Annotated in this window: 17 protein-coding genes; 9 read left to right on the forward strand and 8 right to left on the reverse strand. The window is 69.5% G+C overall.

Annotated elements, in window-relative coordinates:
* Positions 1-25: 25 nt before the first annotated feature.
* Positions 26-838, reverse strand: coding sequence for a DUF72 domain-containing protein (locus tag AC1XX3_RS11215; protein WP_483321209.1), 813 nt, complete (start codon positions 836-838; stop codon positions 26-28).
* Between the two features lie 31 nt (positions 839-869).
* Here AC1XX3_RS11215 and AC1XX3_RS11220 point away from each other — a divergent pair, with 31 nt between their 5' ends.
* Both AC1XX3_RS11220 and AC1XX3_RS11225 read left to right on the forward strand, forming a co-directional pair.
* On the forward strand, positions 870-2,306 hold the full coding sequence (locus tag AC1XX3_RS11220) for a CYTH and CHAD domain-containing protein (RefSeq protein WP_483321210.1): 1,437 nt from the start codon (positions 870-872) through the stop codon (positions 2,304-2,306).
* Complete coding sequence (locus AC1XX3_RS11225; RefSeq protein WP_483321211.1) at positions 2,300-3,121, forward strand: NAD-dependent epimerase/dehydratase family protein; 822 nt, start codon at positions 2,300-2,302, stop codon at positions 3,119-3,121. Before AC1XX3_RS11220 ends, AC1XX3_RS11225 begins: the two co-directional genes overlap by 7 nt.
* Before the next feature lie 17 nt (positions 3,122-3,138).
* On the opposite strand, the gene AC1XX3_RS11230 is transcribed toward AC1XX3_RS11225, so the two are convergent.
* Complete coding sequence (locus AC1XX3_RS11230) at positions 3,139-4,662, reverse strand: glycosyltransferase 87 family protein (RefSeq protein ID WP_483321212.1); 1,524 nt, start codon at positions 4,660-4,662, stop codon at positions 3,139-3,141.
* 337 nt (positions 4,663-4,999) lie between these two features.
* Between AC1XX3_RS11230 and AC1XX3_RS11235 the strand changes: the two genes are divergently transcribed.
* Positions 5,000-5,863 (forward strand): SMP-30/gluconolactonase/LRE family protein, encoded by an 864-nt coding sequence (locus tag AC1XX3_RS11235; protein ID WP_483321213.1) that lies wholly within the window; start codon positions 5,000-5,002, stop codon positions 5,861-5,863.
* On the opposite strand, the gene AC1XX3_RS11240 is transcribed toward AC1XX3_RS11235, so the two are convergent.
* From AC1XX3_RS11240 to AC1XX3_RS11250, 3 genes are read right to left on the reverse strand one after another with little or no spacing between them, the layout of a single operon-like run.
* The gene (locus AC1XX3_RS11240; RefSeq protein ID WP_483321214.1) at positions 5,854-7,074 is read right to left on the reverse strand and encodes a glycosyltransferase 87 family protein; all 1,221 of its coding nucleotides are present in this window, start codon (positions 7,072-7,074) and stop codon (positions 5,854-5,856) included. The two genes, AC1XX3_RS11235 and AC1XX3_RS11240, sit on opposite strands and share 10 nt — an antisense overlap.
* Positions 7,071-7,883, reverse strand: a complete 813-nt coding sequence (locus AC1XX3_RS11245; protein ID WP_483321215.1) for an HAD family hydrolase — start codon at positions 7,881-7,883, stop codon at positions 7,071-7,073. The genes AC1XX3_RS11240 and AC1XX3_RS11245 overlap by 4 nt, the downstream gene beginning before the upstream one ends.
* Entirely contained in the window at positions 7,883-8,848 is a 966-nt protein-coding gene (locus AC1XX3_RS11250; RefSeq protein WP_483321217.1) for a hypothetical protein, read from the reverse strand. Before AC1XX3_RS11250 ends, AC1XX3_RS11245 begins: the two co-directional genes overlap by 1 nt.
* Before the next feature lie 239 nt (positions 8,849-9,087).
* Between AC1XX3_RS11250 and AC1XX3_RS11255 the strand changes: the two genes are divergently transcribed.
* The 5 genes from AC1XX3_RS11255 (at position 9,088) to AC1XX3_RS11275 (ending at position 13,979) form a co-directional block, all read left to right on the forward strand.
* Complete coding sequence (locus AC1XX3_RS11255) at positions 9,088-10,167, forward strand: AAA family ATPase (RefSeq protein WP_483321218.1); 1,080 nt, start codon at positions 9,088-9,090, stop codon at positions 10,165-10,167.
* 112 nt (positions 10,168-10,279) lie between these two features.
* Positions 10,280-11,263 (forward strand): DUF58 domain-containing protein, encoded by a 984-nt coding sequence (locus AC1XX3_RS11260; RefSeq protein WP_483322086.1) that lies wholly within the window; start codon positions 10,280-10,282, stop codon positions 11,261-11,263.
* A complete protein-coding gene (locus AC1XX3_RS11265) occupies positions 11,260-12,237 on the forward strand; it encodes a VWA domain-containing protein (protein ID WP_483321219.1) in 978 nt (325 codons plus the stop codon). The genes AC1XX3_RS11260 and AC1XX3_RS11265 overlap by 4 nt, the downstream gene beginning before the upstream one ends.
* Positions 12,234-13,220 (forward strand): VWA domain-containing protein, encoded by a 987-nt coding sequence (locus AC1XX3_RS11270; RefSeq protein ID WP_483321220.1) that lies wholly within the window; start codon positions 12,234-12,236, stop codon positions 13,218-13,220. The genes AC1XX3_RS11265 and AC1XX3_RS11270 overlap by 4 nt, the downstream gene beginning before the upstream one ends.
* Before the next feature lie 42 nt (positions 13,221-13,262).
* Positions 13,263-13,979 carry a YggS family pyridoxal phosphate-dependent enzyme gene (locus AC1XX3_RS11275; RefSeq protein WP_483321221.1) on the forward strand — a complete coding sequence of 239 codons (717 nt, stop codon included), beginning with the start codon at positions 13,263-13,265 and terminating at the stop codon, positions 13,977-13,979.
* On the opposite strand, the gene AC1XX3_RS11280 is transcribed toward AC1XX3_RS11275, so the two are convergent.
* Positions 13,976-15,907 carry a prolyl oligopeptidase family serine peptidase gene (locus AC1XX3_RS11280; RefSeq protein ID WP_483321222.1) on the reverse strand — a complete coding sequence of 644 codons (1,932 nt, stop codon included), beginning with the start codon at positions 15,905-15,907 and terminating at the stop codon, positions 13,976-13,978. The two genes, AC1XX3_RS11275 and AC1XX3_RS11280, sit on opposite strands and share 4 nt — an antisense overlap.
* A 140-nt stretch (positions 15,908-16,047) precedes the next feature.
* Here AC1XX3_RS11280 and AC1XX3_RS11285 point away from each other — a divergent pair, with 140 nt between their 5' ends.
* Entirely contained in the window at positions 16,048-16,545 is a 498-nt protein-coding gene (locus AC1XX3_RS11285; RefSeq protein ID WP_483321223.1) for a DUF3145 domain-containing protein, read from the forward strand.
* A gap of 4 nt (positions 16,546-16,549) precedes the next feature.
* Here AC1XX3_RS11285 and AC1XX3_RS11290 read toward each other — a convergent pair whose 3' ends face one another.
* Both AC1XX3_RS11290 and AC1XX3_RS11295 read right to left on the reverse strand, forming a co-directional pair.
* On the reverse strand, positions 16,550-17,521 hold the full coding sequence (locus tag AC1XX3_RS11290) for a beta-ketoacyl-ACP synthase 3 (protein ID WP_483322087.1): 972 nt from the start codon (positions 17,519-17,521) through the stop codon (positions 16,550-16,552).
* Positions 17,522-17,565: 44 nt separating this feature from the next.
* On the reverse strand, positions 17,566-18,549 hold the full coding sequence (locus tag AC1XX3_RS11295; RefSeq protein WP_483321224.1) for an ABC transporter permease: 984 nt from the start codon (positions 18,547-18,549) through the stop codon (positions 17,566-17,568).
* Positions 18,550-18,554 lie beyond the last annotated feature (5 nt).

Here is an 18,554-nt window from a genome sequence, read left to right on the forward strand (position 1 = left end):
GCAATCTTGAGCATCCTTGCCCGCGTCAGCGCACCCGCGCCAGCAGCTCCATCGCGTCGAACGGCGCCCGCACCTTCACGTCGTTGTCGAAATAGACGTACACGTCCTGACCCAGCTCTGACCAGGCAGTGATCTCCGCGGCCCATCGGTCGAGGGCCTCGGGGGTGTAGCCGCTGGTGTAGAGCTCGACGTCGCCGTGCAGCCGGACGTAGCAGAAGTCCGAGGTCAGCTCCTTGATCACCGGCCACCGGCCCGCGGTGTCGGCGACCACGATCGCGATGTCGTGCTCGCGGCAGACCGCGACGAAGTCCGGGTCCAAGAAGCTGGCGTGGCGAACCTCCAGGCAGTGCCGCAGCGGCCGGCTGGGGTCAGCAGCCGTCACCAGGGCGCGGTCTTCGGGCACCCTGGCGTCATGGCCGGCGGCGAGCGCGGCTGCCTCGCCGGCGGTACGCGGCAGCAGCGAGAAGAAGGCAGTCAGCCGCTCCCGGTCGAACCCCAGGTTCGGCGGCAACTGCCACAGCAGCGGTCCGAGCTTGCCGTCGAGCGCCAGCACGCCGGAGGCGAAGAAGTTGGCCAGTGCGGTGTCCACTCCGGCCAGCTTCTTCAGGTGGGTGATGAACCGTCCGCCCTTCACCGCGAAGACGAAGTCGTCGGGGGTCTGCGCATACCAGGACGCATAGCTCGTCGGGCGCTGTAGGGAGTAGAACGAGCCGTTGATCTCGATCGAGTTGAGCCGCTCCGCCGCATAGCGCAGCTCTTCGCGTTGCACCAGGCCAACGGGATAGAACGACTTGCGCCACCGGGGATAGTTCCACCCCGATATTCCGACCCTGATCATGGCGCCATCCTAGAGTTGCAAGAATGGGGCGATGGTCCGACTACAGCTGGAGCGCGAGGACAAGTTCGACGTCGACCCGGGATTCGTCCTTCCGGATCTGAGCGACCTGGGAGGCGACGGAGAGCGGATCGAGGTCGCCACCCACGAGCTGGAGGCGACTTACTACGACACCGCCGGGTCCGACCTGCGCCGAGCGCGGGTGACGCTGCGCCGCCGAATAGGTGGCAGTGATGCCGGCTGGCATCTCAAGGTCCCGGCCGGGAAGGCGCGGACGGAGGTGCAGAGCGGGTCTCGGCACAAGACGGTGCCACGTACGCTCGTCGACGCCGTTGCCGGCGTCACCCGCGGCCACGAGCTGGAGCCGACGGCGACCATCTCCACCACCCGGCACGTCACCCGCTTTCTCAGCCCGGCCGATGAGCTGGTCTGCGAGGTCGCCGATGATCATGTCCGCACGGCCACGCTGGGCGCCGAGTCGACTGTGCAGGAGTGGCGCGAGATCGAGGTCGAGATCGGGCCGGCCGGCACCGAGGAGATGCTGACCACCATCGGCGACCGGCTGCTGGCCGCCGGCGCGCGACGCTCCGCCCTGGCCAGCAAGGTGCAGCGAGCTCTCGGCGGGCCGCTGGAGAGCAGCGAACCGGACCTGGACACGCTCGGTGGTCTGGTCTCGGCCTACGTGGCGACGCAGTGCGACGCCGTCGTCGCCGGGGACCTCGGGCTCCGGTTGGGCCGGCCGACGGTCCACGCCAGTCGAGTGGCTGTCCGGCGGCTGCGGAGCACGCTGAAGACCTTTGCCGACGTGTTCGACTCTGACGCCGTCGCCGCGCTCGAGCCCGAGCTGGTCTGGTACGCAGGTCTGCTCGGTCACGTCCGCGACTGCGACGTGCTGGCCGAGCGGCTCGCCGCGCAGATCGCCGCCCTGCCCGCCGAGTACGTCCTTGGCCCGGTCAGTGCCCAGGTCGAGACGGACCTCGCCGGCGAGCGGAAGGAGCGACTGGCGCACGTCACCGCAGCGATGGCCACCGACCGCTACCGGGACCTGCTGGAGTCGCTGCACCGATGGCGCTACGACCCGCCGCTCACCGAGGCCGCGGCGGAGCCGGCGACCAACGCCAAGGCCTACCTGAAGAAGGCGCGCCGCAAGCTGGCCAAACGGCTGAAAGGAGCCGGGCGCGACCCCGAGCAGCTCCATCGAGCCCGCAAGGCCGCGAAGCGGCTGCGGTACGCCGCCGAGCTCGCGGAACCGGCCCTGGGAAGCAGCGCCAGCAAGATCATCTCGCGGGGCAAGCACCTGCAGACCGACCTCGGAGAGCACCAGGACGCTACAGTCAGCGCGGACTACCTGAGAGGGCTCGCGGCCCGGATCGGCACCGACGAAGGCCACAACGGCTTCACCTACGGGCTCTTGGTGGCCGACGAGCTCAACCGGGCTCAAAGGATTCGTGAAGGGTTAAAGGCATGGTGATCCGCCGTCATTCAGTCCTGCTCACCGGGGCAGCCGGGACAGTCGCAGGTCAGCTGCTGCCCGCGTTCCGGGACCGCTACGACCTCACCCTGGTCGATGTCCGCGCCACCGACCGCGACGGCGCACCCGTCGACGGAGTGCAGGTGGTCGACCTGCTGGAGGCCGACCGGTCCACGCTGATCGAGCTCTGCGGTGGGATCGACACCATCGTGCACTGCGGCTATCTCAGCGGCGACGGCTACGCCAGTGAGCGGCGCAACGTCGACCTCGCGCAGCGGCTGCTCGACGTGGCGTCGGAGACCGACGTGCAACGCGTGGTCTGTGCCAGCACCAATCAGGCCTCGAAGTGGTACGAGCAGCCCTACTACGCGGGTCGGATCGACCGGGTCGGCCCAGAGGACTACCCGCGGCCCGACAGCTTCTACGGCTGGGCGAAGGCAGCGTACGAGTCGTTGGGTTTCCTCTACGCCTGCGGATCGCTCGGCACCTCGGTCGAGGTGGCGATGATCCGGATTGTGGCCCCCCGCCGGATCTCGGCGGCGAGCTTCGCCGACCGGCCGCTGAAGCAGTACCTTCGCGACATCGCCGGCTACATCAGCGAGCGTGATCTCCAGCAGCTGTTCGTGAAGTCGATCGAGGCAGCCAGCTTGGACGACAAGTTCGGGGTGCCGTTCCAGATCTTCTACGGCGTCTCCGACAACGCGCGGAAGTTCTGGAGCATCACCAACGCCCGCGAGGTGATCGACTACCAGCCCGTGGATGACTCCGAGGTGGAGTTCGCCGACGAGATCGCGGCCATGCTGCGCCGCGGCTGAAGCGAGCCCGTTCCAGGTCAGGGCTGGGGGATCCGGAGGCGGTATTTGCCGGCCTTCTTCAGCACCGGCCAGTCGGCGATGGTGTCGGCGGTCCGGTCGGAGAAGCCGGCTCTGCGGTTGTAGCGCACCACGATGCTCGCCTCACCCGAGCGGAGGTAGCTCAGGGCGTACGCCTGCCACTGGCGGTTGTTGCGTCGCGACCCGCCTTCCGGCTTGTCGTAGGAATGGCCGCCGAGGTCGGCTTCGAACCGGCAGCCGCGCTGGAGGTTGCGGCTCAGCACGTTCATCGCGATCAACGCGCCGGCGTCGTCGGCGGTGACACAGCCGGGAAGGTCTGCCACCGCTGCGCCCAACGTCTTGCCCGGGAAGGTGGCGCCTCGGGTGTAGTCGGTCAATGGGAGGGCCAGGAGCAGCACCAGCGCGACCAGCCCGGCCGCGACTGCGAGCCCCAGCGCGCGAGATCGACGGCGCAGCAGCACGATCAGCTGGTGCGCGCCGGCGCCGAAGACCACAGCGAACGGGGGAGCGATGAACCCGGTGTAGTGGAGGAACCACGACGGTGTGACCAGAAGCATCCCGGTCAGCACCGCCAGCAGCACCGCCGGCAGCCGTCCCTGGCGCGTTCGCCAAGCCAGCACGACGATCACCGCGCACGCCAGCAGGACCAGCAGCAGCATGACGCTGAAGCGTTCCGGCAACGACCACAGCCGCAGACCGGTGAGCGAGTTGAGCCGGAAGGCAACGGACTCGCCGTCCCGGCGGCGACCCAACTGGTCGGCGACGACGTAGCGCCACATGGCCCTCGGCGCGGCCAGGAAGAAGGGCAGACAGACGGCGGACGCACCGATCACGCCGCCGAGCACCATCCACCCCGCCCGCCGCAGACCGGCGCCCCAGTCCCCGGACCGGCCGGTGACCACCAGGTAGTAGCCGGCCATAACGAGGACCGGGACCACGCCCCAGATCTTGATGCCGGCGGCCAGCCCGAGCATGATCCCGGCCAGCAACAGCCTGCGGTCGCTCGGGTACGGGCGCCGGGGGCGGGGGCGGACGATCACCAGGGCGAGCAGCAGCAAGGTGTTGGCCGGACCCTCCAACAGCGTCAGATGCTCGCTGTAGATCGCCGGATGGAACAGGGCGTACGCCAGTCCGGCGAAGACTGCGGCCACCCGCCCCAGCCGACGGACGGCCGCCATGGCCAGGGCCGCGTTCACCGCTCCGAGCGCCATCCAGGCCAACCGGGCGACGGCGAGTCCGAGGCTGTCCTCGGTGAGGCGACCGAGCAGCGCGAACGGGGCCAGGGCGACGGTGATGCCCGGCGGGTGCAGCAGCAGGAAGTCGGCGTACGGCAACCGACCGTTGACCAGGCCGACAGCGGAGGAGTAGTAGACGGTGTCGTCGTAGTTCCCGAGACCGAACAGGCCGTTGCCGCGATAGGTCGGGATGAAACGGGCCAAGAAGGCCAGCACCAGAACGGCCGCCACCGCCAGCCACCAGCCGTACCGCAGCGTCGCATCGCGCGGCGCCAACGGCTGGTCCATGCCGGCCAGTATGCTCCCGGATCTCCTGGCGACGCCGCCATCTGCGCCCAGTCGCGTGTGTCGGTGGCGCCGGCGAAGAATCCCGGGCTCAGGGATCTAGAGTGGGCACGCCTTGAGTCGGTCCGGCAGCAGTCCGTGAGCCGAACATCGGTGGAGGTGTCGGTGCAGCAAGATCTGGGCTGACATCAACTTCACCACGGCACGACCTTTGACCTGACGAAGGAGCTGGACGCTGTTGCCTGATGAAACCGTGACCACTGGAACCGTGACCAATGGAACCGCGACCACTGGAACCGTGTCTGGGCGGGGATCTGAGCGCATCCCTGCGGAGTTTGTGGTGCACGACCCGCGGTTCGCCGGCACCAGCGGCGACCGCTTCTTCGAGGTGCCGTTCCGCGGCGGCCGGTGGCTGGAAGGACCGGCGTACCACGCCGCCGGACGGTTCTGCCTGTTCAGCGACATCCCCAACGACCGGGTGCTGCGCTACGACGAGGTCACCCACCAGGTGGCCGAGTTCACGTCGTCCGACGACGCCTTCGCCAACGGCCGTACGCTCGACCGCGAGTCACGCTTCGTCACCTGTCAGCACGGAACCCGGTCGCTGACGCGGCTGGAGCACGACGGCTCGGTCACCGTGCTGGCCGACCGCTTCCACGGCGCACGGCTCAACAGCCCCAACGACGTGGTGACCACCGCCGACGGCAGCATCTGGTTCACCGACCCGAACTATGGCATCCGTAGTGACTACGAGGGCCACGCAGCCGAGCAGGAGGTCGACGGACAGTACGTCTATCGACGAACTCCGGATGGCGAGCTGGCCGTGGTAGCCGACGACTTCACCCAGCCGAACGGCCTGGCCTTCTCCGCCGCGGAGGACCGGCTGTTCGTGGTCGACAGCGAGGAGCACCACATTCGCGTCTTCGACCGGGCGGACGGCCGGCTCACCGGAGGCGAGGTGTTCGCGGCCGACCCGCGCGGCTACGACGGCATCCGGTTCGACGACCAGGGTCGGCTCTGGGGAGCGGCCGACGACGGTCTGCACTGCTACCACCCGGACGGCAGCCTGCTCGGCGAGCTCCGGGTGCCCGAGGTGACCGCCAACCTCACCTTCGGTGGCCGGCAGAACAACTTCTTGTTCCTGACCGCGACCACCTCGTTGTATCTCCTGCGGTTGAACTTCCGCGGCGCGCGCTATCCCTGAGCGGGCACGCCGGCCATCGCTCGTGAGGCCCGGCTGATCCGGCGGGCGAGAATGAGAGCCGAGACCACGACCGCGGTGCCCAGCGCGGCGGTCGTGGTGGCCAGCGCCTGCTCGTACCAGCGCCACTCCAGCTCGACGTTGCCGCCGTTCGGCAGCCGGCGAAACGGTGCAGCCACGACCCAGCCGACGAAGACCCAGCCGAGGACCAGGAACCAGTCAGGTCGAGGTGGGGTGATCCGGTTCCGATACGGCGACCCCCACAGGCACAGCGCGAACGGCAGCACCCAGACGAAGTGGTGGGACCACGAGACCGGTGAGGCCAGCAGCCCGGCGATCCCGCACAGCGACACCGCCAGCGGTACGTCGTCGAGGCGGTGCCACGCCACCGCCGCCCAGCAGCCGAGGACGGCGATGACGCCGGCCAGCAGCAGCGCTGCGGCCGACACCGCCGCCGTGACGCCGAAGATCCGGATCACATCCGCCACCACCGACTGGTTCGTGTAGTAGATGATGCTCATGCCGAGCCCGGTGTCGCCGCGCACCAGCCGGCCCCAGAAGTCGGCCGAGACCCGCGGGGCGATGATCGCCGTCACGAGGGTGGCCGCAACGGCGGTGACCAGCACCACCGTGGCGTCGCGGTAGCGACGGGCCGCCATCAGGTAGAGCCAGAAGATGGCCGGGGTCAGCTTGATGGCGGCCGCGAGCCCGGTCAGGACCCCGACCGGGAGCAGCCGGCGCCCAGGCAGCGCCCGGGGGCCGGGCACCAGGTCGAGCACCACCAACGCGACCAGCACGATGCCGACCTGACCGAAGGCCAGCGACTGGGTGACCGGTTCGACGAAGTACACCGCAGCGCTGGCCACCAGGCTGAGCGGCCAGCCGGTCAGTCCGAACCGGTGCAGGATGGCCACCACCGCCAGCGCACCGGCGGCGGTCCACAGCACCTGCACCAGGGGGGAGGGCAGCAGTGCCATCGGCGCCGCGAGGAGCGCGGCGAACGGTGGATACAGGAACGGCAGCGAGCCCGGCAGCGCGTAGATGTCGCCGCCGGCCAGCAGGGTGCCACCCGCTCGGCGGTAGACGTCGAGATCCACCATCTGCGGTCGCCAGGGAAAGAACATCGTGCCGCCGGGGAAGGTGGTGGCACCGACCCACAGCGCCAAGAAGACGGGCGCGACGACCACGGCGATGCCGCGGAGGGCGCGGTTCACCGAAGCCAGGCCTCGATCGTGCGACCCACGCCGGAGTCGTCGTTGCCGGGCACCACGGTGACCGGCAGGTCGTGCAGCAGGGGATGGGCGTTGGCCACGACGTGCGGCTGGCCGACCCAGGTGAGCATCTCGAGGTCGTTGGGCATGTCGCCGAAGGCGGCCACGTCGGACGCGGCGATGCCGAGCCGCTCGCAGCAGCGCCGCAGCATCGACGCCTTGCTCACCCCGGGGGCACTGAGCTCGACCAGCCCCACCACGCCGGTGGCGGAATGGGTCACTGTGAGCGTCTCCGCGACCACGTCGCGGACCCGTTCCAGCAGCTCGTCCGCAGCCATGCTGAGGTGCTGCGCGAGCAGCTTGACGAAGCCATCGCCGCGAACGATCTGATCCAGCGGTGCACTGTAGACGGCGGGGTCCTCGCGGACCGCATCATGCGGGAGGCGGTAGGCGGGCTCGTGACCGAACCGGTGGCCCGTCTCGAAGCCGAACGCCACGCCGGGCACAGCCGCCTGGATCTGCTGGATCGCCGTCACGGCCACGGCCGGGTCCACGCTGATCTGGTCGACGATCTCCCGGCTGCCGAGGTCGTAGAGCACCGCACCGTTGCTGCTGATCACCGTCGGGTGCGCCCCCGGCAGATCGGCGATCACGTCCAGCCAGCGCACCGGGCGGCCGGTCGCGAACAACACCGGGATGCCGGCGGACTGCGCAGCCTGCACGGCTGCGGAGTTGCGCGCGCTGACGGTGCCGTCCGGCGACAGGAACGTCCCGTCGAGGTCGGAGACGATCAGCCGAGGGACGGCGGCCATCACAGCTTCGACCCCGGAGTGTTGCCACCGCCGCCGGACTCCGTCCCCGAGGGAGATGGCGACCCGCCACCGGACTCGGTCCCGCTCGGTGACGGGGAGCCGGACGAGGGGGAGCCCGACATGGATGGGGTCTGCGACGGTGAGCCACCGGTCGGCGACGGTGAACCCGACTGGGGCGAGGGTGAGCCGGACTGGGGCGAGGGCGAACCCGACTGGGGCGACGGCGAGCCTGACTGCGGCGACGGCGAGCTCGACTGCGGTGGTGGGCTGCCGGAGCCGCCCGTGGGTGGCGGTGGGGTCTGCGGCGGCTGGTTGCGGAAGATCAGGATCGCGATCAGCACAGCGAGCGCGGCCAGCAGCATCATCAGCAGCCAGGACACCAAGATGGTGCGCCAGCCGGCGTGGTCGTAGCGACCGGGCCACGGCAACGGCCACAGGCGGGCGAGGCCGGGGCGGATCCGGTCGATCCAGTAGTGCCGGTAGTCAGGGCCCGACGGTGCCCCCTGTGGGGCGAGGCTGGCGAGCTGCACCTCGTCCAGCACCCGGGCGGCCTCCCGCGCAGCGGCGGGGGACCCGTCGTAGGCCAGCGCCGCCCACGGAGCCTCCGGGCGTTCGTCGGGGGCTACCGGCTCGTCACCGGTGCCGGTGAACTTGCGGCTGAGCCGACCCTGGTCCTGCCCTTGGCCGCCCCGCGCGAGCACCGTGTCGATGTGCATGGCGTTGATCACCCCGGCCAGCCGGTCCCGGGCAGCGGCATCAGCGGCCGCGCCCTCGGACAGCAGAATGACCATCGCCGGGACGTTGTCGGCGGTGTGGGCTGTGTAGACCACGCCCGACGCCGCGGCCGTCAGCCGAGCGTCCAGCCAGAAGTCGCCGATCTTGGGTGGGTCCTCGGCGACCAGGGGGCTGACCGGGACGTAGTCCTGCCCGTTCGGCGGCTCGGGCGGCGGTGCGGGCGATGACATCGCCCCAATCTCACCACATCGCCGCGTCATTACGGCAACGGCGCTCCACGGCCCGGGCTCGTGGTCTGTGGCGCGACTCGGTACCAGCGTCGCAGGGTCGGCGTACGGGGTCTGCGACAATTGAGGGGTTCTGCCCCGGCGGGCGGGTATCTTCGAGTCCGCCGCGGTCGGTCGACGGGGGTCATCGTTCGGCAGACGTCAGTACGGCATGTCCAAGCGCACGCGACAGGGAGAAGTGAGTGACCAGTCCCACCACCAGCCATGCTCAGCCGTCCGGACAGGGGCTGAGCAACCAGCAGGCTGCGCGGTTGCTGGGTGAGGCCATCGCCCAGGTCCAGCGGGTCATCGTCGGCCAGGAGCACATGGTCGAGCAGTTGATGGTCGCTCTGCTGGCCAAGGGCCACTGCCTGTTGGAGGGCGTGCCCGGGGTTGCCAAGACGCTCGCCGTGCGCAGCTTCGCCACGGTGGTCGGCGGCGAGTTCGCCCGGATCCAGTTCACCCCCGACCTGGTCCCCTCCGACATCGTCGGTACTCGTATCTACAAGGCCAGCGAGGAAGGGTTCGACGTCGAGCTCGGCCCGGTCTTCGTCAACTTCGTCCTCGCCGACGAGATCAACCGCGCCCCGGCGAAGGTGCAGTCGGCGATGCTGGAGCTGATGGCGGAGAAGCAGGTCTCGATCGGTGGCCAGACCCACCCGGCGCCGCAGCCGTTCATCGTGATCGCGACCCAGAACCCGGTCGAGTCCGAAGGCGTCTATCCGCTGCCCGAGGCGCAGCGCGACCGGTTCCTGCTCAAGGTGGATGTGCCGTACCCGCGCGGGAACGAGGAGTTCGAGATCCTGCGGCGGATGAGCGTCGACCCGCCCAGCGCGCAGCCGATCCTCAACCCGGACCTCATCCTGCAGCTGCAGCGGAAGGCCTCCGACGTCTTCGTGCACAACCTGGTCGCCGAGTACATCGTCCGCCTGGTGCTGGCCACCCGGACGCCGGCCGAGTTCAACATGCCCGACCTCACCTCCGTGATCCAGATCGGCTGCTCGCCCCGCGCCACGCTGGGCCTGGTCTCTGCGGCCCGCGCGCTCGCCCTGATCCACGGCCGGGACTACGTGCTGCCGACCGACGTGCAGTCGGTGGCCAAGGACGTGATGGCGCACCGGCTGGTGCTCGGCTTCGACGCGGTGGCCGACAACATCGAGCCGGCCCAGGTGGTCGAGCGGATCATCGCCATGGTGCCCCCGCCCACCCCCGTCTGGAACAACTCCTCGTCCCAGCAGCAGCCCAGCCGCAACCACGGCCAGCCCCAGCCCGACTTCCACTGAGGCGCCTGTGAGCTATCCGCCGCCGGGCTACCCGCCGCCCGGGTTCCCGCCCCCCGAAGCCGCGCCGTCCGTACCTGCTGCGGAGCTGGGTGCCGTCGGCTCGGTCGTGGGGATGCCGATGCGGGCCACCATCCCGCTCAACAAGCTTGCCCCCGAGGCGGCGCTGCGTCGGCTCGAGCTGACCATCGTGCGCCGGCTGGAGGGGTTCCTGCACGGCGACCACCTCGGCCTGCTGCCCGGTCCGGGCTCCGACGCCAACGATGCCCGGGTCTACCGTCCGGGCGAGGACGACGTACGCAAGATCGACTGGGCCGTGACCGCCCGGACCACCGTGCCGTACGTCCGCGACACCATGGCCGACCGCGAGCTGGAGGTCTGGGGACTGCTGGACGTCACCCCGTCGATGAACTGGGGGACCGAGGGCGTCACCAAGCGCGACCTCGGGATCGCCGCGATCGCCACCATCGGGTTCCTCAGCCAGCGGATGGGTGACCGCTTCGGCGGCTATCTGATGCGGCCGGACTCGCTGCGGCGGCTGCCGGCGCGCTCCGGTCGGTCCGCACTGTACGGCCTGCTGCGCAGCATGCTGAACGAGCCGTTCGTGCCCGACCATGCCCGGGGCTCGATGACGCTGGCCGATGCCGTCGAGCAGCTGTCGAGGACCCAGCGCCGTCGCGGCCTGCGGGTCATCGTCTCGGACTTCCTCTCACCCGGTGACCACGAGCTGGACCCCAATGTCGAGCCGGAGTGGGAACGGTCGATGCGTCGTCTCGCGGTCCGCAACCAGGTGCTCGCCATCGAGGTCGTGGATCGCCGCGAGATCGAGTTCCCCGATGTCGGCGACATGCTGATCCGCGACCCGGAGACGAGCTTCGAGCGCTATGTGAACACCGCTGATCCGAACGCCCGGGCCCGGATGGACGCCGCCAGCGCCGCTCAGCGGGAACGAATCCGGATCGCTCTTCGTCGTGCTGGTGTCGGACATATCCAGCTGCGGACCGACCGTGACTGGGTGCAGGACATCGCCAGGTTCGTCCTGGCCTATCGTCGGGTGGCGAGCATGCTGCACGCACCACCCCAGGGAGTGGCCAAGTGAGTCCCCAGCTGTTGCCGCAGCTCGCCTTCCTCAACGGCGGTCGACTGTGGGTGCTGCTCGTGATCCCGCTGCTGATCGCGGCCTACATCTTCGCCAGCCGGCGCAAGAACCGGCGCGGGATGCGGTTCACCAACACCTCGATGCTGGATGTGGTGATCCCCCGGCAGTCGCAGTGGCGCCGCCATGTCGCGGTGGCCCTGTCCATCTTGTCGCTGGTCACCTTGACCGTGGCGTTCGCGCGGCCGAAGACCACCATCGACGTCCCCCGCGAGCGCGCTACCGTTGTGCTGGTGATCGACGCGTCGCTGTCCATGGAGGCGACCGACGTGAAGCCGAGCCGGCTCGATGCGGCCAAGGCCGCGGCGGTGAAGTTCGTTTCGGACCTGCCCGAGAAGTACAACGTCTCGGTCGTCTCGATGGCCGGTAGCGCTTCGGTGCTGGTGCCGCCGACACTGGCCCACAACACAGTGGAGAACGCGATCAACGGCATCCGGCTGCAGGAGTCCACCGCCATCGGCGAAGGCATCGCCACCGCGATGCGCGCGCTCCAACAAGCACCCAAGGATCCGGACAAGCCAGACTCCGTCGCGCCCGGTGCCATCGTGCTGCTGAGCGACGGGTCCAACACCGTCGGCCGCGCGCCGCAGCAGGCCGCCGCCGAGGCGCGCGACGCCAAGGTTCCCATCTACACGATCGCCTACGGCACCGAGAACGGCTACGTCGACCTGGACGGCAAGCGAGAACCCGTCCCGGTGGACCACACCCAGATGAAGGAGATCGCCCAGATCAGCGGCGGGGAGTATTTCGCCGCGGCCAGCGCCTCCCAGCTCGAGCGGGTCTACGAGAACATCGGCTCCGAGGTCGGCTACGAGAAGGCGGAGCGTGAGATCACCGCCAGGTTCGCGGGCTACGGGCTGGCCTTCGCCGTGCTGGCCGCGCTCGGCGCCATCTCCTTGGGTGCGAGGTGGCCGTGAGCACCGCCGGCGTCCTCCAGCTCCTCCCGCTGCTCACCTTCGAGCGACCGTCGCGGCTGTGGCTGCTGTTGCTCATCCCGGCGCTCGTCGGTCTCTACCTGTGGCTGGTGCAGCGCAAGCGCAACCGCGCCCAGCAGGTCGGCCGGACGATGCTCGACCTGGTCATCCCGCGGGAGACGGCGTGGAAGCGGCACCTCGCCGTGGGGCTGTCCATCCTCAGTCTGCTGACCCTCACGCTGGCCTTCGCCAAACCGCAGGACGAGGTGATGGAACAGCGTGAGCGGGCCACGATCGTGGTCACCATCGACGTGTCGTTGTCGATGGAGGCTGCGGATGTGGAGCCGAACCGGCTGGAGGCGGCCAAGACGGCGGCGAGCGAGTTCGTCACGTCCCTGCCGCCGCGGTTCAACGTGGCGCTGGTGTCCTTCGCCGGCACCGCCACCACCTTGGTGCCGCCGACGCTGGACCGCGGCGCCGTCACCGCCGCCATCGACGCGCTTCAGCTGCAGCCGTCGACCGCGATCGGCGAGGGCATCTACACCTCACTTGCCGCACTGACCCAGCTGCCACCGGACCCCGACGACCCCGAGGCGGTGGTCCCGGCCCGGATCGTGCTGCTCAGCGACGGCAAGACCCAGGTCGGTCGACCCGCCGACCAGGCCGCCCGGGTCGCCAAGGAGGAGAAGGTGCCGATCTACACCATCGCGTACGGCACCGAGAACGGGTTCATCGAGGTCAGCGGTCGCCGCGAACCGGTGCCGGTCGACCACGCCGAGCTGGCCCGGGTGGCGAAGATCTCCGGTGGTGAGGCGTATTCGGCCACCTCGGCGGGGGAGCTGAAGGACGTCTACAAGGACATCCGCTCGTCGGTGGGCAAAGAGGCAGTGAAGCGCGAGGTGTCAGGCCGCTACGCCGGCGCCGGTCTGTTGTTCGCCTTCCTGGCCGCTCTGGGTGTCATCTCCCTCGGCGCGCGCTGGCCGTAGGCGGGTCACCACCCGGGTCGGGGCCTGCACTAGGGTCAAGGGATGGGCACCATCGCAGACAACCTGGCCACCGTACGACATCGGATTGGCCGGGCCTGCGAGGACGCCGGCCGCGACCCGGCCTCGGTCCGGCTGCTCCCGGTCAGCAAGACCCACTCTGCGGAGCTGATCACCGAGGCCTACCACGCCGGTGAGCGGATGTTCGGCGAGAGCAAGGCGCAGGAGCTGGCTGACAAGGCCGAGCAGCTGGGCGGGCTGGCCGATCTTCGATGGGCAGTGATCGGGCACCTGCAGACCAACAAGGCCAAGCAGGTGGCCCAGTACGCCAGCGAGTTCCACGCGCTCGACTCCGCCAAGGTGGCCGAGGCGCTCGACCGGCGGTTGGGCAACGCGTTTCGCTACCTCGACGTCTACCTGCAGGTGAACTCCTCCGGTGAGGACTCCAAGTTCGGTCTCGACCCCGAGGACGTCGAGCAGTTCGCGCTCTCGATGCGCCAGTACCAGTACCTGCGGGTCCGCGGGCTGATGACGCTGGCCGTCGCCTCCGATGACGCCGCCGAGGTGAGTGCCTGCTTCGTCCGGATGCAGGAGCTGCAGGAGCGGCTCCGCAACCTCGACAAGGCTCCGGGCACCTATGACGAGCTCTCGATGGGGATGTCGGGAGACCTCGAGCTCGCCATCGCGCACGGTGCCACCGTGGTACGGGTCGGCACCGCGATCTTCGGCGCCCGACCGCCGGCCGACCTCGGCGACGACTAGGACAGGTTCTCGATCTCGATCGGCACCAGCTCGTCGGCCGGGGTGAAGCCGAACACCCGGCCGAGGAAGTACAGCTGCGCCTCGATCGAGGACCGGATGTTCTCCGCCCGGCGGAAGCCGTGTCCTTCGCCTTCGAACACCAGCAGCGCCACCGGCAGCCCTTTGGCCCGCGCGGCAGCGGCCATCGTCTCCGCCTGGTTCAGCGGGACCACCCGGTCCACTGATCCCTGCAGCAGCAGGATCGGTGCACTGAGCTGGTCGACGTGGGAGATGGGGGACCGGTCGCGGTAGACGTCGCGGGCCTCGGGATAGGGACCGACCAGCCCGTCGAGATAGCGCGACTCGAACTTGTGGGTGTCGGCGGCCAACGCAGCCAGGTCTCCGACCCCGTACGAGCTGATCCCGGCCGCGAACACATCGGTCGCCGTCAGCGCCCGCAAGGTGGTGTAGCCGCCCGCGCTGCCGCCCCGGATGGCCAGCCGGTCGGGGTCGGCGAGCCCTTGCTCACCCATGGCCAGCGCCCCGGCCGCACAGTCAGCGACATCCACCAGGCCCCAGGCGCCCTTCAGTCGCTCGCGGTAACGGCGCCCGTAGCCGGTGCTGCCGCCGTAGTTGACGTCGAGGACGGCGAACCCGCGGCTGGTCCAGTACTGCACGCCGATGGCGAAGGTGGCCGGCGAGAACGACGTCGGGCCGCCGTGCGACGTGGTCAGCAGCGGCGGCAGCGTCCCGTCCGGCGCCGTGAAGTCCGGGTTGGTGGGCGGGTAGTACCAGCCGTACACGGGGCCTGCCGCGCTTGACCAGGACACCGGCTGCGCCACCGACACCAGGTCCGCCGGCAGGCTCACGTCCGAGGCCCGCCGGATCTCGGTCCAGCGGTTCTGGGCCAGGTCCAGCCGGCTGAGCGTGCGCGGCCGGTCCTCGTAGCTCAGCAGGGCCGCGGCCAGCTGAGAGTTCGATGTCACCGCCGTCGCGCCGACGCCCGGGTCCAGCCGGGTCAGCTCGCCGGTGGACAGGGTCAGCCGGCCCACGCTGGTAGCACCGTTGCGGCTCCAGGTGCAGAGCACCTGGTCGTCGTCGATCACCGCGTACGGGTTGTCGCCGAGCGCCCACTGCGGACCGCAGAACTCCGCGTCGCCCGGGTGCAGCGGCCACTGGCGATCGCCGTCATCGGCGTAGAGGTTCCACCAGTCGCTGCGGTCGGAGACGAACAGCAAAGTGCCCGACGGGGTCCACCGCGGCTGGAGCACCGACTCGGCGTCCCCGCCGGCGACCACTCGCGTCCCGCTCAGGTCGGCGTCGGTCAGCTCGCCCACGCACAGGGTCGTCACGTCCCACGGCATGGCGGGGTGGTCCCACTGCACCCAGGCCAGCTGCCCGGCTGCCGACAGCTCCGGTGTGGAGTAGAAGTCGGACCCATGACACAGGACCCGGCCGGCGTCGGCGTTCTCGCCGTGCAGGTCCAAGGCGACGATGGTGTTCTCCGGCTCGCCCGAGCCGCGATGGTCTTCGCGGACAGCGAGCACCAGCGAACGGTCCGGGTGCACCCGCAGGTCACCGAAGCGCACGTCACCACCGAGCGTCGCGGGCGCCGGGGTGAGGGCGACGGGGGTGCTGCCGGCGGCGACGCGATAGAGGCGCCCGTCGGCGAAGTCGGAGAACACCGCGATCCCGTCGCGGACCGCGTACTCGCCGCCGCCGTATTCGTGCACCCGGCTCCGGACCGAGAACGGCGCCGGACTCAGCTCCGTGGCGACCGCGTCGGCCGACTGCCGCCACAGACTGGACCGGCCACCCTGGTCCGCGCGCGACTCGACCCAGTAGACGTCGTCGCCGTCGACCAGGGGAGAGCTGAGTCCGACGGTGGCCGAGGTCAGGTGGTCGATCGTGACCGGGGACTTCCAGGCGCCGTAGTTCGCAAGAGGCATGGCGTCCACTGTACGAGTCCTACGTGTGGTGCTCGTGAGGTGGATGGTGCAGAATGGGTCACGATTCACCAGTACGGGCAGACGCAGAGGATGTCGGGGAAGGCAGCCCTCACGCTGTCTGGTCTCGCACTGGAGGATCGATGAGTACGACACGTGGAGTCTTGTACGTCCACTCGGCGCCGTCTGCGCTGTGCCCGCACATCGAATGGGCCGTCGGCGGCGTCTTTGGCGCGCCCACGTCCCTGGACTGGATCGCGCAGCCGATCGAGCGCTCCACCTATCGCAGCGAATATTCCTGGACGGGTCCGGTGGGCACCGCAGCACGGCTGACGAGTGCGCTCAAGGGGTGGCGCAAGATCAGGTTCGAGGCGACCGAGGAGGCCACCGGGTCGAGCGAGGCCGAGCGTTACTCCTACACCCCGACCCTCGGCGTCTTCCACGCCATCACCGGCATCCACGGCGACATCATGGTGCCGGAGGACCGGATCAAGCAGGCAGTGGTGACCGCCGCGCTCGGCGGCCAGGATCTGTTGGCCTCCCTCGACCAGCTGCTCGGCAAGCCGTGGGACGACGAGCTCGAACCGTTCCGCTACGCCGGCGATGGAGCCGCTGTGCGCTGGCTGCACGAGGTGGTCTGACCGGTCAGCGGGCGCGGGGCGTCCGTACCACGGTGCCCGCGTAGGCGAAGCCACCACCGAAGCCGAACAGCAGCACCGGCACGTCCGGCGCCAGCCCGCCGGCGTGCCACAGCTTGGACAGGGCGAGCGGGATGCTGGCGGCCGACGTGTTGCCGGACACGGTGACGTCGGTGGCCACGATCGCGTCGTCGGCCAGCCCGAGCTGACGCGCCAGCGGCTCGATGATGCGCAGGTTCGCCTGGTGGGAGACGAGCGCGGCGATGTCTGGGAGGTCGTAGCCGGCTCTGGCCACGGTGTCTCGGGCCAGTCCTGACGCCTTGCTGATGGCCCAGCGGAAGACCGACTTGCCCTCCTGCTCGAAGGTCAGCTTCGGCGCCTCGATCCGGACGGCACCGGCCAGCTCCGGCTCCGAACCCCAGGTCACCCGGCTGACCCCCTCGACGCTGCTGCGGGCCAGGACGACAGCACCGGCGGCGTCGGCGGTGAGGACACAGGTGCTGCGGTCGGTCCAGTCGGTGAAGGCGCTCAGCTCCTCGGCGCCGATGACCAGCGCCGTGTTGGCCGACCCGGCCCGGATCGCCTGGTCGGCGAGAACCAGTGCGTGGACGAAGCCGGAACACGCCACGTTGACGTCGAGGATCGCCGGTCCAGCGGCGCCGACTGCCACCGAGACCCGGCCGGCCACATTGGGCGAGCGATCCTGGGCGGTGCAGGTGGCGACGATGATCAGATCGAGCTCGGGGCCGGCCAGGCCACTGTCGGCCAATGCCGCCCGCGCGGCCGCGATCGACAGCTCGGTGACTGTCTCGTCCTCGGCGGCCAGATGCCGGGTCTGGATCCCGGTCCGCTGCCGGATCCACTCGTCGTTGGTATCCACCATCGTGGCCAGCTCGTCGTTGGTCATCACCCGCTCGGGCTGGTAATGGCCCACGCCGATGATCTCGGAGAAGCGGCCGTTCGGGTCGAAAGAGGGCATCTCGGACACGGCGTCACCTTAGCGCGGCACGCTGTCGAGGGCGGTCAGAAGAGGCTCTCCTTGGCCACCCGGCGGGCGAGCCAGTTCGCCAGCAGCAGCATGGTCAACGCGATGACCGACTTGAACAGGCCGATCGCGGTGGCGTAGGAGTACTGCGGCAGGGCCGAGACGAAGGCCACCCGGTAGGAGTAGGTGTCGATCACCTCCGACACGCTCTGGTTCAGCGGGTTCTGCATCAGCAGCACCTTCTCGAAGCCCACCGAGAGCACCGAACCCATGTTGAGGATCAGCAAGGTGATGGTGACCGGCAGGATGCCCGGCATATCGATGTGCCAGATCCGCCGCATGATGCCGGCGCCGTCCACTCGGGCAGCCTCGTGCAGCTGGGGGTCGATACCGGACAACGCGGCCAGGTAGATGATCGCGGAGTACCCGAGGGTCTGCCAGGCGCCGGACCAGACGTAGGTGTGCCGGAAGAGATCCTCGCTGAGGAAGTCGACCGGGCGTCCGCCCAGGCCACTGATCAGCTGGTTGACGATGCCGCCGTTGGGGGAGAAGAGCATGATGATGATGCCCACCACCACCACCGTCGAGATGAAGTGCGGCGCGTACGTGATCAGCTGCACGCTGCGGCGGAACTTGCTGCTGCGGACGGTGTTGAGCAGCAGCGCGAGCACGATGGGCAGCGGGAAGAGGGCGATCAGCTCGTAGACGTTGAGGATCAGGGTGTTCTTCAAGATCGGCCAGAACTGATACGACGTGAGGAACTGCTCGAGATACTTGGTTCCGGCCCAGGCGCTGCCGGTGATGCCCTTCGCGACGCTGAAGTTCTTGAAGGCGATCTGCAGACCGTACAGCGGCCAGTACAGGAAGAGCACGGCGTAGACGGCTGGGGGGAGCAGCAGGACGTACAGCTGCCAGCTGCGCAGCATCCGTCGACCCAGGCCGTTGCGCTGAGCTGCGCTGAGTGGTGTCTTGCCGCCATCCGGCGGCGGCGCCACACCGGTGATGAGCTCTGTGGTGGTCATCGCGT

The organism is Microlunatus sp. M237, from assembly GCF_056896895.1.